We start from the raw sequence: 14,172 nt of genomic DNA, 5'->3' as shown, positions 1-14,172 counted from the left end.
AAATAATACAATAATCGATTTAAGTTTTACATTTGTAGCAAGAAAAATGGTTCATTGCATTCATGGATTTTGCTATAATGAAGAAGAGAAATAAAACATTAGGATATTTGGTCCCCGTTTTCGCGCTTTGCGTTTTTATGCTGGTCATTTACGGCGCTTATGTACCGCACAAACCGGCCGAGATTCAGCGGGTGGTTTGCATCAAGTTCAAGCCCGGTACCAGCACACAGGAAGTTGAAAAACACCTCCGCGATTTTGCGACGATGAAGAAAGCGGTGAAAGATGTGGTGGCCTACTCGGCCGGACATGTGCAGAAGTCGGACGAGAGTGGTGAGGAATTCGATGTGATCCATTACCTGACATTCCGCACCAGCGACGCTGCCCGCGAGTACACACAAAATGCCGACAGACAAGCATTTGTGAAAGCCAACGAAGGCCAATGGGACAAAGTGCTGGAGATGAATTCCAACATCGAGAAGTAATTAATAATAGTAATAGGAGTGAAAATCTTAAAGAGAGCCGGGCATCCCGGCTCTCTTTTTATTTCCACGGTTACCAGTTGATCGGTTCCAGGCCTTTGCTTTCCAGGTACTCGTTTGCCTTACTGAAATGCTTCGTCCCGAACCAGCCGCCGCCATTCGCCGACATGGGCGAAGGGTGCTTCGCTTTCAGCACGAAATGCTTCGAAGCGGCGATTACCGCGCCTTTTTCCTGCGCATACCGGCCCCAAAGCATAAACACGACGTTGCTTTTCTCGTCGGACACGCATTTGATCACCGCGTCCGTAAATCGCTCCCAGCCTTTTCCCTGGTGCGAGCCGGCCGTGGCGGCCTGCACCGTGAGCGTCGCATTCAAAAGCAGCACGCCCTGCTTCGCCCAGCGTTCGAGGTTACCCGATGGCGGGAAGGGCTTTCCGAGGTCCTGCTGGATTTCCTTGAAGATATTGATCAGCGAAGGCGGCATGCGCACACCGTCATTCACCGAAAAACAGAGGCCGTGCGCCTGGCCGGGACCGTGGTAAGGGTCCTGCCCCAGGATTACGACTTTGCATTCATCGAAACTGCAATAATTGAAGGCGTTGAATATCTGCTTAGCGGGCGGAAATATCTGTTTGGTCTGGTATTCTTCCCTCACAAAAGCGGTGAGTGACGCGAAATAGGGCTTTTCAAACTCGGGCGCGAGCCGCTCTTTCCACGACTGCTCAATTTTTACATCCATGCGGTTGAATTTGTTTTAGAAAACCAAATTATGTCTTTTTTGATTTGGTTTTATCAGCAATTGATGACTATTTTCGTTAAAAGTGAGGTGCAAACAGGTATATTTACCGCCGCTCCGATAGTCCCATTACTTTTACAACACCCTCGATCTATATGGTTTCCAAGGTTACAGATGGTGTCAAAGTCACCGTTTTGACGGAATATCAGCCCGACTACTCCAATCCGGGTCAGGATCATTTTGTGTTTACCTACAAAATCCTGATCGAGAACCACAGCGAGCATACCGTTAAACTGCTGAGAAGGCACTGGCTGATCCACGACGCCAACGGAACCGTACGCGAAGTGGAAGGCGCGGGCATTGTAGGGCTGCAACCCGTGCTGGAACCGGGCGATGTGCATGATTACGTGTCGGGCTGCAACCTGCGTACCGATATGGGCAAAATGGCGGGCACCTACCTGATGGAGCGCGTGCTCGACGGCCGCCAGTTCCGCGTCGTGATCCCCGCATTTTCGCTGGTAGCGCCTTATCGCCTCAACTAAATCGTCGGCCCGGCCGAACTTAAAATTCCACTGCATTGATTGCTGCTTATATTAAGTACCTTTTGCGCTCGGGAAACGAGCATGCCATACACTCCCCTTTCCTGTTCGAACTTTACAACCAAGTAATTGCCGTCCGGAAGGACAATAACCCGGAATACGAGGCGATCCGAAAGCTGCGGAACGAACTGCTGCGTTCCGACGAGCAAATCGAGATCCTCGACCTCGGCGCCGGCTCGCGCATCAACAAATCCAACCTGCGCAAGATCAGGACCATCGCAAAAAACGCAGAAAAACCCGCCAAATTCGGCCGACTTTTCTACCGGCTAATCCGGCGTTTTCAACCGGCGACGATCATCGAGCTCGGCACATCACTCGGGCTCACTACCTTATATATGTCGAAAGCGAAGCCGGATGCGCAGCTGATCACCTTCGAGGGCTGTCCGCAAACGGCCGGCAAGGCGCAGGAGCATTTCGAACGGGAGGGCGCGGAAAATGTCGAAGTCGTGCTGGGCAATATTGATGAAACGCTTCCCAAAAGGCTTGAAACGCTCGACCGGCCCATTGACTTTGCGTATTTCGACGCCAACCACCGCTACGAACCAACCGTACGGTATTTCGAACAGTGCCTGCCACACATTCAAAACGGCTCGCTGTTCATTTTCGACGATATTTATTGGTCGGAAGAAATGACCCGTGCCTGGGAGTACATCAAGGCGCATCCGCAAGTGACGGTGACGGTGGACCTGTTCTGGATCGGACTGGTTTTCTTCCGAAGCGAGCAGGTGAAGGAGGATTTCGTGCTGCGGTTCTGATATTATACCGTTAAGTATTTGCTAGGCCCGTTAGATAATTGCGGAAGCCGTCCGAAGAAGGGTTCATGGTAAAGTTTGCTATTTTTGTCTCCCCTCGTCTCAACTTCCATGACTATACAATCCATCCTTAATTCCCTCAGCAGCAAGGGAATTATTTCCGACCGGCAGGCGGATGCCATTGCATCATTCGAGAACGAAAAAGCATTTTCCATTCACTGGGAATTGCGCTCGGTTTTATACCTGGGCATCCTGCTGTTCAGTTCCGGCGCGGGTGTGCTGATCTACGAAAACATTGACACGATCGGGCACCAGGCCATTATTGCCGCCATTGCCTGCATTACGGTGGCCTGTTTTTACTACACTTACAAAAACAGCCTTCCCTATTCCCGCGAGCAGGTGCATAATCCCAACAAATTCGCGGATTACGTGCTGCTGCTCGGCTGCTCGACGTTCCTGGGGCTCGAAGGTTACATTCAATACCAATACAATGTATTCGGAACGCGGTACGGGCTGGCTGTCATGATCCCGACCATCCTGTTCTTTTTCTGCGCCTACCGTTTCGACCACCGCGGCGCATTGTCCATGGCCATTACCGGCCTCGCTTCCTGGCTCGGGCTCACCATCGCGCCGCTTTCCGTGCTATCCGGCAACGATTTTTCGGACGGCAAACTGATCATCCCGGCCATTGCGCTCGGCTCGGTACTTACCGCGACAGGCTGGATATCGGAGGAACAAAATGTCAAAAAGCACTTCGCATTCACCTATATGCTCATGGGCGGCAATCTGGCTTGCATTGCGGCACAGATCGGGCTGTTCAGTTATGATCCCAAAACCCTCTACTTCGTGATTGGGCTCGGCCTATGCTACTTTTTCATTCTCCGGGCGCGGCAGGCGCAGTCACTGCTGTTTTTGCTGATGGGCACGGTTTATGGGTACTCGATTCTTACATACGTCATTTTCACCAACCTCGGCGCCGACGCTGCGGTGGGACTGGGTATTTTCTACTTTTTCTTTTCCAGCATCGGCGTCATCTATTTCCTGTTGAACTTCAAAAAATTCCTGGGAATCAAAAAATGAAGAAGGCATACAACGAAACCTGGGTCGAAAACCTGCACATCCAGGCGCAGGCGGCAGAATGGAAAGCGAAGAACCTGCTTTCCGAAGAGCAGCTCGAAGCGGTGAAGGAAGTATTTCCCGAAAAATTTTACCGGCCAGGCATATTCGTCAAAATCGGTCTGTTTTTCTTCGGCGTGATCGCATGCACGTTTTTCGTCGGTTTTCTGTCGCTGTTTCTGTACGATGGAGGTTCAGAAGTCCGCTTTTCGATGCTCAGCCTCATTTGCTGCGTCTGCTTCCTGTTTTCCCTCGAATTTTTAATCAAAACCAGAAACCTTTTCCACTCCGGCGTCGATAATGCACTGCTTTACGCGGCCGTCGGCGCAGGGATTGTACCAGTGTTCCTCGTTTTTGAAAACGCGCCGCTGTGGATGTACTGCCTGGTGGGGCTTGCCATTGTCATCCCCGCCACGTTACGCTATGCCGATCTGCTTGGGCCGGTGGTCATTTTCGGGCTGTTATTTACCGTGCTGGCCGATCTCATGATGAAGTTCCCGCTCGGGAAAGCCCTGCTCCCGTTTGGCGTGATGATCCTCTCCGCTGCCATTTATTTCGGAAGCCGTAAGAACAAGGCGCTTTATTACCGCGAATGCAAGCAAATCCTTGAACTACTTTCGCTCGTAACCTTCTATTTGGGTGGAAATTACCTCGTCGTGCGAGAATTGAATGCTGTGATCAGCGGCTTGAATGTGTCCATTGCACCGCAAATCGCTTTCGCGCCGCTTTTCTACATGTTTACGTTCATTATCCCGGTGCTGTATGTTTGGGTTGGTTTAAAGACGGCTAACCGCGTGCTGTTCATCGTGGGTTTGCTGGCTTTCGCATTTTCGGCTTATACTTACCTGCATTATTTCAGCCCGCTTACCGGTTCGCAGGAAATGGTGCTCGCGGGCGTGCTCATGATCGTCGCGTCGGTTGCGCTCATGAAGTACCTGCACACGCCCCGCCACGGGATCTCGGACGAGCAGGACAGGAAACGCCGGTATGCAAATCTGGAAGCCATTATCGCCGCCCACCAGCTGGGCGCAACGCCGGACGGGCAGGGCCTGGAATTCGGTGGAGGAGAATTCGGCGGAGGAGGTGCGGGCGAGGTTTATTAATTGCGCAAAAATTTGGATCTTGCAGCAGTTACATTGCCCATTACCGAAACTCAATTATGAAAAAACTGCTTGCATTTGCATTACTAAACCTCTTTTGTTACGCATCCTTCGCACAAGCCCAGAAAACTTCCGGCAACCCGGTGTTCCCCGGATGGTATGCCGATCCCGAGGGAATCATCTTTAACAAAACATTTTGGATTTACCCCACATTCTCGGCCCCTTACAACAAACAGGTCCATATGGATGCATTCTCGTCCAAAGACCTCGTGACCTGGAACAAACATCCCAACATCATCGACACTTCGGCCGTAAAATGGGCTAAGCGGGCCATGTGGGCGCCTTCCATCATCGAAAAAGATAAGAAATACTACCTCTTCTTCGGCGCCAACGACATTCAGAACGACAATGAAAAAGGCGGTATAGGCGTGGCCGTCGCCGATCGTCCCGAAGGCCCATTCAAGGATTACCTGGGCAAACCGCTCATCGACAAGTTCCACAACGGCGCGCAGCCGATCGACCAGTTTGTGTTCAAGGACAAAGACGGCCAATATTACCTTTTCTATGGCGGCTGGCGGCATTGCAATGTGGCCAAGCTAAAAAGCGACTTCACCGGCTTTGTTCCGTTCGAAGATGGTACTATATTCAGGGAAATTACGCCGAAAGGCTATGTGGAAGGCCCGTTCATGTTTATCCGCAATGGTAAGTACTATTTCATGTGGTCGGAAGGCGGCTGGACAGGACCGGATTATTCCGTGGCCTATGCCATCTCCGATTCGCCTTTCGGGCCTTTCGAACGAGTAGATAAAATTTTGCAGCAAGATCCCAAAGTGGCTACCGGTGCCGGTCACCATTCGGTAATACAGGTTCCGGGCAAAGACGAATGGTACATCGTTTACCACCGCCGCCCTTTGACAGAAACCGATGGCAACCACCGGGAAACTTGCATTGACGTAATGTCTTTCGACGACAAAGGACTGATCAACCCCGTGAAAATAACGCGGGAGGGCGTCAAGCCTGTCCGGTTAAAATAAAACCCAAACCCTGTGCTGAAAATCCTCTATCAAGGCAGGCTATTCGACGAGAAAGCCGCCAAAACCCTGCTGTGGTCATTCGGACTAACGCTTCTGACGGTTACTTACACCACCGCGCAACGCTTCGACCAGGTACTGTTCGGAAAACTGCCGCAAGACTACCAGCTCTATCCGCGCGATGCCAACAGCGAGGGCCATGCGCCCGTTTCCGGGATTGTGGATGCCCCCGGGTGGAAATATGTATCGGTGCAAGTGCTGCGGAACGGCGAGGCATATCAGTACAGGAGGGCAAACATTCAGTATGGAGGGAATGAAAAGGGTACATTCAGCACCGAGGCGACAATCAAGGCGGAGCGGGCCAACTATGATTTCAAAGTTTTTCTTTGCAAAGACGGCGACTCTTCGCTGATCGTCTCACGGACGCGCGTAGTGGCCGGTGACGTGTACATCCTTTCCGGCCAATCCAATTCGACGGGCTTTTTCGCGGAACGGGACACGAGTATGTTCTGCCGGACATTCGGAAGGATTACCGATAACCTCAACACGACGCCCTACAATGCCGCCGACACGCTTTGGGCATTGTCGAATATGCATCCGTACAACAACGGCGTCGGCTCGATCGGCTTTGAAATCCAGAAACAATTGATGGAAAAGTCGGGTGTGCCGAACTGCCTCATCAATGCGGGATACCACTGGTCGTCGGCCTATTCGCATTCGCTGCGCACGGAAAACAATCCCACGGATTTCACGACCGGCTACGGCCGGATGCTTTACCGGGCACAGAAAGCGGGCGTCGCACATGCGGTGAAGGCCTACATTTTCAGACAAGGCGAAAGCGAATCGTACGGCGAGGGCGGCAATTGGGAAGGACATTTCGATGTTTTGTACAAAAACCTGAAAACCGATTTTGCCGGGCTCGAAAAGCTCTATGTTTACCAGATCGACATCATTTACCATTCTTCGCTGATAGGCGTGCTCATCCGCGACTACCAGCGGCGCCTGCCCGATATTTATCCCGACATCGACAACCTCGCAACCGTCGGAACCACCGGTTTCGACGGCCTGCATTACAATCGCGATGGCAACAAGCAGAGCGCATTTGAGCTTTCCCGCCTCATGCTCCGTGATTTTTACGGTTCCAAGGACACCACCGACATCGCCTCGCCGAACCTGAGAAAGGCATTTTACAACAATGCCGAAAAGAACAGCCTCACCCTGGTATTCGACGAGGGCCAGCAATTGAAATACCCCGAACCCTACAACCACCCCAGCGGCCCCGTGCTCGACCTGAGCACATTTTTCTACCTCGATCACCAGGCAGGCGCCGCAGCAAGCGGCAAAGCGGAGGGCAACCGCATTATCCTCGACCTTAAATCCCCGCAAAACGCATCCAAGCTCGATTACCTGCCCCCTTACCTCGAACAGGGAGGCCCGTACTATCCTTTCACCGGTCCGTACATTACCAACTCCAAGGGTATGCGGGCATTTACGTTTTTCGGCGTATCCATTGCCACGGCGCTGCCGGGCACGGTACTCACTGCCCAAAGCGGGGCAGACGGAAACGTGCGGCTTACCTGGCAGCCGGTTGCCGGAGCTAAGCATTATGTGCTGGAACGCAAGTTTGGCGAGGATGCGGCTTTCGCGCCGCTTGCCCGCGTAGAAGGAACCGTGGCCGAATGGCGTGACGAACCGGGCGAATCGGCCCTACCGATTATTTATCGGCTGGTAGCGGTGAACGACGTGGCGGAATCCGCCGCGCCTGCCATTGCGGAAGTTGCCCCTACCCTCGTGCTGGGTACGGAAAAAGACCCGGATGCGCGCTTCGACATATTTCCAAACCCGGCTGTGCGCGGCGAACAGGTTACCGTGCAATTCGCCCGGCAGCAAACCGGCCAGATCAGCCTGATCGGCCTCGATGGCCAATCTTTGGTACACCGGAAACTGAATGCCCGCCCCAATGGGACATTCACCATTCCGAAGCAAATTTCCGGGATGCATTTGATCAAGTTTGAATCGAATGGCAGGGTGTTCAGTAAAAAACTATGGATCAGATAGTTTGAACATATAATAGTAAGCGTTGCTATTTGCTGAAACCCCGGAGTGGGCAAGCACCTGCATATCTTCCGGGGAATTCTAAGGCTGTTTTTTGACTTTATACGATATTGGAATGATTTTTGCTGACCACATGCAAAACCACCGTTTCTCTATCCTGTCCGACATTAGCCCTGAAACGATATGCACCCATATGAAGAGCAGATAAAACCTGAATTCACCAAATGGCAGCTCAAAATGCAGAAGCGGCCGAACTTCATCGACCGGACTTCCAAGAAGTTTCAGGATAAAATCAACGACATTATCCCCGACAAGGTCCACCAGGTAATCACCGGCACGATCAAACAGATGGTGCGCGGCGTGCTCACAGGGGCCGAATATACCACCAGCCAGGGCATCCCCGGCGCAACGCTGGAAGAGATTGAAACGGCGGTCCGCAAAAAAATCGATTTCTATAAAAAAGCCGGAGCGGCGGAAGGCGGCATTACCGGCGCGGGCGGTTTCCTGCTTGCATTGGCAGAGTTTCCGATCCTGATCGGCATTAAAATCAAACTCCTTTTTGAAATCGCAGCCTTGTACGGCAGGCCCGTGAACGATTACCGGGAACGGCTTTTTATACTCCACATTTTCCAGCTGACATTTTCAAGCCAGAAAGGCCGGCAGGATGTTTTTGCGCAAATGATCCATTGGGACGTCCGCAGCAAAGACCTCCCGACCGACATTCACGAATTCAACTGGAAAACGTTCCAGCAGGAATACCGCGACTACATCGACCTCGCCAAAATGGCGCAGCTCATTCCGGGAATCGGTGCGGCCGTGGGACTGATCGTAAACTACCGGCTGCTCGATCAGTTGGGCAAGAATGCGATGAATGCCTACCGGATGCGATGGTTCGAGGAGCGGATGCTTGGCGGTGAAAAAGCCCTGCTGCCCGTAACAGCCTAATAAATAAAGTTTAATGCAAATTTTTATCCGATTGAATGAGCGCTAACAAAAAGCAATACACATACGGCAAAGGCCTGGACAATTCCCTGCTGGCGGTCTATAATGCGTACGTGTTTTTCATCCGTTTCTTCCGCGAAATTTTCCGTGGCAGAATGGAATTCCAGGAGATTGTCAAACAGTGCTATGCAATCGGCAACAAATCACTGTTGCTGATCAGCCTCACCGGGTTTATCACCGGGATGGTGTTCACCAAGCAGTCGCGGCCATCATTGTCCGAATTCGGGGCCACCTCGTGGCTGCCATCCCTGGTGGCGATCGCCATTGTCCGGGCGCTTGCACCACTGGTTACGGCGCTCATCAGCGCGGGTAAAATCGGCTCGAGCATCGGTGCGGAACTGGGCTCGATGCGGGTAACGGAGCAAATCGACGCGATGGAGGTTTCGGCCGTCAACCCGTTCAAATTCCTTGTCGTGACGCGCGTCGTGGCCTGCACGATCGCCATTCCCGTACTCATGTTTTATTGTGCGCTGGTCAGCCTGCTGGGCGCGTACCTGAACGTCACATTGAACGAAGGCACCAGTTTTATAGCCTTTTTTGAAAACGCATTTGAACAAATCACCTTCCTGGACATCTGGACATCCGTGGCGAAGGCGATCGCGTACGGCTTCACGATCGGCATCGTGGGCAGTTACCAGGGTTATAATGCAAGCAAAGGCACAGAGGGCGTCGGAAAGGCGGCCAACTCAGCTGTCGTGACATCCATGTTCCTCATTTTTATCGAGGAGGTGATCATTGTACAGATATCCAATTATTTCAGAATTTAAGATGGAAGAAGTATTCAAACCCGGCGAGCCGGTTATCGAGGTACGCGACCTGTACAAGTCGTTCGGCGACCTGCACGTGCTGCAAGGCGTGGACCTCACCGTGAACAAGGGTGAAAATATGGTGGTGCTCGGCCGCTCGGGAACGGGTAAGTCCGTGTTGATCAAAATCATGGTAGGCCTGCTCAAACAGGACCGGGGCGATTGTGTGGTGCTGGGGAAAGAAGTCTCCAAACAAGAAGGCAACGATTTGCGCGATTTGCGGCTTAAAATCGGGTTTTCATTCCAAAACAGCGCCTTGTACGATAGTATGACCGTCCGTGAGAACCTCGAATTCCCGCTCGTGCGGAACATCCCGAACCTCACCCGTGCGGAGATTGACGAGCAGGTTGAATATGTACTCGACGCCGTGGGCCTGCTGCAAACGATCAACCAGGTCCCCGCGGAGCTTTCGGGAGGCCAGCGCAAGCGGATCGGGATCGCGCGCACATTGATCCTCAAACCGGAAATCATGCTCTACGATGAGCCAACGGCCGGCCTCGACCCTATTACCTGTCTCGAAATCAACGAGCTGATCAATGAAGTGAAGGAGAAATACCAAACCACCTCCATCATCATCACGCACGACCTTACCTGCGCACGCGACACCGGCGACCGCGTTGCGATGCTCCTCGACGGCAAGTTCCTGAAAACGGGCACATTTGAAGAAGTATTTAGTTCCGACGAAGAGCGGATCAAGAGTTTTTACGATTATAATTTCATCCACTAATAATGGCAACATCAACCAAACGCTCGGTCAACGTAGGCCTTTTCGTCATCATCGGCATTCTCATTTTCGTAGTGGGGATTCTCACCATCGGAAGCATGAAGAAGGTTTTTTCATCGACTATTACCGTCAAAACCATTTTCGATGATGTAAACGGACTGAAAATCGGTAACAATATCTGGTATTCCGGGGTGAAGATCGGAACTGTCAAGAGCATCCGTTTCCTCGACAATTCCAAGGTAGAGGTAATGCTCAACATCGAAGAAAAGTCGCAGGAATTCATCCGCAAAAATGCCAAGGCCAAGGTCAGCACCGACGGTCTGATCGGCAACAAGATCATCGTCATTTACGGCGGCACGCAAAAAGTGCCTTCCATTGAGGACGGCGATGAGCTGCTCGTGGAGAAAATTGAAAGTACGGAAGAAATGCTCGCCGTGCTTTCGGAAAACAACAAAAACCTGCTCGGCATCACCAGCGCATTCAAGACCATCAGTAAAAACATCCTCGCCGGAAAAGGTACGGTAGGTATGCTGCTTAACGACGAGCGTCTTTACAACGACCTCGACCAGACCCTGGGCGCGATGAAAAAAGCGTCCGTGAATGCGCAGTCACTCACTGCCTCGCTGGCCGGCTTCTCGGCGAAACTGAATGAAAAAGGCGGGCTGGCGAATGATTTCGCTACGGACACCGTGATCATGAAAGACCTTCGGAGCAGCATTGCGCGCCTGAACGAAACGGTGTCGTCGGCGAATGTGATGGTCAATAACCTGAAAACAGCCAGCGCGGATCTCAATTCGAATAAAACCAGTCCGCTGGGCGTCCTGCTGCACGACGAAGCCACGGCTTCCAACCTGAAAGAAACGCTGAAAAACCTGGAAAGCACTACCGAGAAGCTGGACGAAAACATGACCGCGCTTCGTTCCAACTTCCTGTTTCGCAGGTATTTCCGTAAGAAAGAGAAGGAACAGGCCAAGCAGCCGGCCAAAGAAGAAGTAAAAGAGCAGGAGAACCAACAATAATGTGATAGTTTTGCAGAATCGGGTTATATTGTCGAAATATTTCTTCAAATAGTAACACGAATTCCCACTAACTGACCTCTGGAAAACTTTTAACACGAACCGATGGCCTTACAACTCAACCCCTCCCTGGACCTTGCCTACATCGACCAGGCGTACGGAGAAGATCCTGTAATCCTGTACATGATTTTTGATGCATTTCTGAGCGACTCGGTGCCCCGCTGGCGGGCCTTGCAGGGCGCTCTGGAATCGGGCGATCTGAAAGAATCAGCCAGTATCGTGCACGGATTGAAACCTTCATTCACGATGACAGGCCTCACGCACGTGAGACCGAAAGTGGAAGTGCTTGAAAAGGCCATCAAGGACGAACAATCGAAGGAACACCTGCTGGACATGTACCACCGCATTTCGGCAGAAATCGACGGGCTGATCCCGATCCTGGAATCGGAATCGGAGCGGTTGAAGACGCTGTAATATCAGTAATGAGCTTTTATTGGCGCATAGCAATACCTGCTATGCGCTTTTTCTTTTGGATTTTTCCCAGGCAGCACTTTGCGAGCCGCGAATGTACCGCCGGATGCCCGCCAGCACCGCGTAGTTCATCATGCAAAAGTAGTAGGGCACAAAAAGGGCCTTGATTTTGATCTTCCGGGTTTCCAGCACCCATCCCGCCAGCGCGAGCAGGTAAAATCCGGCCTGTCCGGCGAGCAGCACCTGATAAATGAGCCCGCCCGATTGGGCCACGATAATTATATTGAGCACCAGCGCGAGGATCATCAGGAACGGCGTCACCGTCCAGCGAAGCACGCGGTGACTGATGTATTGGAAGGACAGCAGCGGATCATGAAACGGGTTCAGCAGCTTTTTCAGGCGCAATATCGACTGAATACCGCCCGCCGCAATGCGCACCTTCCGTTTCAACTCTTCTTTAATGTTCTCTGACGACAATTCCGAAGCATACGCTTCCGGCTCATACACAATGCGGTAACCCTTTTCGGCGATCTGCATTGAGATCATGAAATCGTCGAGAATGGTATCGGGCTCCACGGAACGGTACAGCGACCGCCGCACGCTGAACAGCTCGCCCGCTGCTCCCACCACGGAATACAGCTCCGAATCCCAAGTTTTGAGGGCCGATTCGTATTTCCAGTAGAAACCCTCCCCCGCCGTGGCATCGGAAAGCGCATCCTGCATTACGCGCTTCTCGCCCGACACCGCCCCTACCCGGGCATCGGCATAATGCCTGGCAATGAGCAGCAATGCGTCTTTGTTCAGAAACGTGTTGGCGTCCGTGAAAACGACCACTTCGGTGTCCACTGCGTCCATAGCACGGTGCATGGCGAGGATTTTCCCGCTGCGTACGGGCGTGTGCATGAGCTTGATCTGCGGGTACTTCGCTACGAGTTCCGGCGTGCGGTCGGTGGAGCCGTCGGTAACGAAAAGCAGCCGCAGCTTGCCCGCCGGGTACGACAGGCTGAGCGTATCCGCGATTTTTTCTTCAATAATGCTTTCCTCGTTGTAGGCCGCTATCACCAGCGTGAGCGTCGGGAAATCCTGGTCGAGACCTGGTGCGAGCCGTTTTCCCCTGAATGCCCTGCGAATGCGCACGAGCAGGTACAGCACGATGCCGTAGCCAAGAAATGTGTAGAAAACAATGAACAAACTGAGCCAGAAAACGATCTCCATAAATCAGCGGGTCAACGGGAAGCCTAGGTTTTTGCTATCGGGTTTGTTTTTGAAATGCCAGGTAATGGCGCTCAGCAACACCGGGATGAAATGGTACTCTTTATTTTTAATGTATTGAATGATATTCCGCGGCACCACCGCCAGCATGAAATAGCACCAAAACAGCAGGAATGTAAAACCGGGCGCATTTTTGCGGATAAACAAAATGCGGTTGCGGTTCATAAAAAACTCTTTCAGCGCAGTGCGCTTACCTACTGACACCGATTCCTTGTGGTAAATCAGCGCGTCGAGGTTGACGTGGATTTCGTACCCGGCTTTTTTAATGCGCTCGCACCAGTCGAGCTCTTCATAATAAAGGAAATAGTTCTCGGCCATTCCGCCGGCCTTTTGCCACGCTTCCCGGCTGATCATCATTGCGGCTCCGTGCGCGTAGCCGGTGGGGCCGGTGAGGAAATCGTATTGCCCGCGGTCCTGCTCAAACTGCCCGATGCACGCATTGCGGCAAGTGTAGTAGTTCATCGGCGTGTAGCCGGTGTATTGCAGCATCCCGGGCTGGTCGAAATAATGGATTTTGGGGGATATCATCCCGATTTTCGGGTTAGCCTCCATCGAATCCACCAGTTTTCCGATCAGGTCGGCCGTTACCTCGGTGTCGTTGTTGATCAGGAAAAGGTAATCGCCTGTGGCGTGGGCCATACCGATGTTGTTGCCCCCTGCAAAGCCCGTATTCTCATCCGACCGGATAAACAATATGCCGGGATACCGCTCCTTCCACTCCGGCACGGGGTTTGCTTTGCTGCCATTGTCGACGACGATGATTTCCAGATCGGGGTAGTTATTCACTTCCGCCAGCGATTTCAGTAAGTCTTCGGTAACCTTCGGCTGATTGAAATTCACCGTTACGATCGAAACTTTTTTCATGCGCAAAATTGTGCCGGTAATGCTGCTGAAACGAAGGAATATTTGTGTTGATTTGTAGAACTATTTCAAATTTAATAATAAAAACATAGCTTTAACCAAAATCCGGAGATGATCGCCGGTTTTTGTAAAAACATCCCTGAATGCATTCC

Annotated in this window: 15 protein-coding genes; 12 read left to right on the top strand and 3 right to left on the bottom strand. The window is 52.1% G+C overall.

Annotation, left to right across the window (positions count from 1 at the left end; translation table 11 throughout):
- The first annotated feature begins 107 nt into the window (after positions 1–107).
- Positions 108–482: a Dabb family protein gene (locus DFER_RS00970; protein WP_229206140.1), complete on the top strand. Its 375-nt coding sequence runs from the start codon at positions 108–110 to the stop codon at positions 480–482.
- Between the two features lie 70 nt (positions 483–552).
- On the opposite strand, the gene ung is transcribed toward DFER_RS00970, so the two are convergent.
- Complete coding sequence (ung, locus tag DFER_RS00965; protein WP_012779817.1) at positions 553–1,218, bottom strand: uracil-DNA glycosylase; 666 nt, start codon at positions 1,216–1,218, stop codon at positions 553–555.
- Positions 1,219–1,370: 152 nt separating this feature from the next.
- Between ung and apaG the strand changes: the two genes are divergently transcribed.
- The 11 genes from apaG to DFER_RS00910 all read left to right on the top strand — a co-directional run bounded on the left by apaG (position 1,371) and on the right by DFER_RS00910 (position 11,890).
- Positions 1,371–1,757 (top strand): Co2+/Mg2+ efflux facilitator ApaG/CorD, encoded by a 387-nt coding sequence (gene apaG, locus DFER_RS00960; RefSeq protein ID WP_012779816.1) that lies wholly within the window; start codon positions 1,371–1,373, stop codon positions 1,755–1,757.
- 35 nt (positions 1,758–1,792) lie between these two features.
- Complete coding sequence (locus DFER_RS00955) at positions 1,793–2,569, top strand: O-methyltransferase (protein WP_012779815.1); 777 nt, start codon at positions 1,793–1,795, stop codon at positions 2,567–2,569.
- A gap of 108 nt (positions 2,570–2,677) precedes the next feature.
- Positions 2,678–3,646, top strand: coding sequence for a DUF2157 domain-containing protein (locus tag DFER_RS00950; protein ID WP_012779814.1), 969 nt, complete (start codon positions 2,678–2,680; stop codon positions 3,644–3,646).
- The gene (locus tag DFER_RS00945; protein ID WP_012779813.1) at positions 3,643–4,785 is read left to right on the top strand and encodes a hypothetical protein; all 1,143 of its coding nucleotides are present in this window, start codon (positions 3,643–3,645) and stop codon (positions 4,783–4,785) included. Before DFER_RS00950 ends, DFER_RS00945 begins: the two co-directional genes overlap by 4 nt.
- Positions 4,786–4,841: 56 nt before the next feature.
- Positions 4,842–5,816 carry a glycoside hydrolase family 43 protein gene (locus DFER_RS00940; RefSeq protein ID WP_012779812.1) on the top strand — a complete coding sequence of 325 codons (975 nt, stop codon included), beginning with the start codon at positions 4,842–4,844 and terminating at the stop codon, positions 5,814–5,816.
- 12 nt (positions 5,817–5,828) lie between these two features.
- Positions 5,829–7,871, top strand: coding sequence for a sialate O-acetylesterase (locus DFER_RS00935; protein WP_012779811.1), 2,043 nt, complete (start codon positions 5,829–5,831; stop codon positions 7,869–7,871).
- A gap of 180 nt (positions 7,872–8,051) precedes the next feature.
- Positions 8,052–8,813: an EcsC family protein gene (locus DFER_RS00930; RefSeq protein ID WP_012779810.1), complete on the top strand. Its 762-nt coding sequence runs from the start codon at positions 8,052–8,054 to the stop codon at positions 8,811–8,813.
- A gap of 35 nt (positions 8,814–8,848) precedes the next feature.
- Complete coding sequence (locus DFER_RS00925; protein WP_012779809.1) at positions 8,849–9,637, top strand: MlaE family ABC transporter permease; 789 nt, start codon at positions 8,849–8,851, stop codon at positions 9,635–9,637.
- Between the two features lies 1 nt (position 9,638).
- On the top strand, positions 9,639–10,403 hold the full coding sequence (locus tag DFER_RS00920; RefSeq protein ID WP_012779808.1) for an ABC transporter ATP-binding protein: 765 nt from the start codon (positions 9,639–9,641) through the stop codon (positions 10,401–10,403).
- A gap of 2 nt (positions 10,404–10,405) precedes the next feature.
- Complete coding sequence (locus DFER_RS00915) at positions 10,406–11,419, top strand: MlaD family protein (protein WP_012779807.1); 1,014 nt, start codon at positions 10,406–10,408, stop codon at positions 11,417–11,419.
- 102 nt (positions 11,420–11,521) lie between these two features.
- Positions 11,522–11,890: an Hpt domain-containing protein gene (locus DFER_RS00910; protein ID WP_012779806.1), complete on the top strand. Its 369-nt coding sequence runs from the start codon at positions 11,522–11,524 to the stop codon at positions 11,888–11,890.
- Between the two features lie 39 nt (positions 11,891–11,929).
- Here the strand turns inward: DFER_RS00910 and DFER_RS00905 are convergent, their stop codons facing one another.
- Positions 11,930–13,102, bottom strand: coding sequence for a glycosyltransferase family 2 protein (locus tag DFER_RS00905; protein ID WP_012779805.1), 1,173 nt, complete (start codon positions 13,100–13,102; stop codon positions 11,930–11,932).
- A gap of 3 nt (positions 13,103–13,105) precedes the next feature.
- Positions 13,106–14,023 carry a glycosyltransferase family 2 protein gene (locus tag DFER_RS00900; protein ID WP_012779804.1) on the bottom strand — a complete coding sequence of 306 codons (918 nt, stop codon included), beginning with the start codon at positions 14,021–14,023 and terminating at the stop codon, positions 13,106–13,108.
- Positions 14,024–14,172: the final 149 nt, after the last annotated feature.

The sequence above is a fragment of the Dyadobacter fermentans DSM 18053 genome (assembly GCF_000023125.1).
In the GTDB taxonomy this organism is placed as follows: Bacteria; Bacteroidota; Bacteroidia; order Cytophagales; family Spirosomataceae; genus Dyadobacter; species Dyadobacter fermentans.
The sequence above is the reverse complement of the archived record's forward strand: the minus strand, read 5'-3'. Positions and strand labels throughout refer to the sequence as shown.

What these genes read in the sequence shown, in the direction of transcription:
- ung (WP_012779817.1), bottom strand. Translation starts at nt 1,218, where the DNA reads ATGGATGTAAAAATTGAGCAGTCGTGGAAAGAGCGGCTCGCGCCCGAG.
- apaG (WP_012779816.1), top strand. Translation starts at nt 1,371, where the DNA reads ATGGTTTCCAAGGTTACAGATGGTGTCAAAGTCACCGTTTTGACGGAA.
- DFER_RS00950 (WP_012779814.1), top strand. Translation starts at nt 2,678, where the DNA reads ATGACTATACAATCCATCCTTAATTCCCTCAGCAGCAAGGGAATTATT.
- DFER_RS00945 (WP_012779813.1), top strand. Translation starts at nt 3,643, where the DNA reads ATGAAGAAGGCATACAACGAAACCTGGGTCGAAAACCTGCACATCCAG.
- DFER_RS00940 (WP_012779812.1), top strand. Translation starts at nt 4,842, where the DNA reads ATGAAAAAACTGCTTGCATTTGCATTACTAAACCTCTTTTGTTACGCA.
- DFER_RS00930 (WP_012779810.1), top strand. Translation starts at nt 8,052, where the DNA reads ATGCACCCATATGAAGAGCAGATAAAACCTGAATTCACCAAATGGCAG.
- DFER_RS00925 (WP_012779809.1), top strand. Translation starts at nt 8,849, where the DNA reads ATGAGCGCTAACAAAAAGCAATACACATACGGCAAAGGCCTGGACAAT.
- DFER_RS00920 (WP_012779808.1), top strand. Translation starts at nt 9,639, where the DNA reads ATGGAAGAAGTATTCAAACCCGGCGAGCCGGTTATCGAGGTACGCGAC.
- DFER_RS00915 (WP_012779807.1), top strand. Translation starts at nt 10,406, where the DNA reads ATGGCAACATCAACCAAACGCTCGGTCAACGTAGGCCTTTTCGTCATC.
- DFER_RS00910 (WP_012779806.1), top strand. Translation starts at nt 11,522, where the DNA reads ATGGCCTTACAACTCAACCCCTCCCTGGACCTTGCCTACATCGACCAG.
- DFER_RS00905 (WP_012779805.1), bottom strand. Translation starts at nt 13,102, where the DNA reads ATGGAGATCGTTTTCTGGCTCAGTTTGTTCATTGTTTTCTACACATTT.
- DFER_RS00900 (WP_012779804.1), bottom strand. Translation starts at nt 14,023, where the DNA reads ATGAAAAAAGTTTCGATCGTAACGGTGAATTTCAATCAGCCGAAGGTT.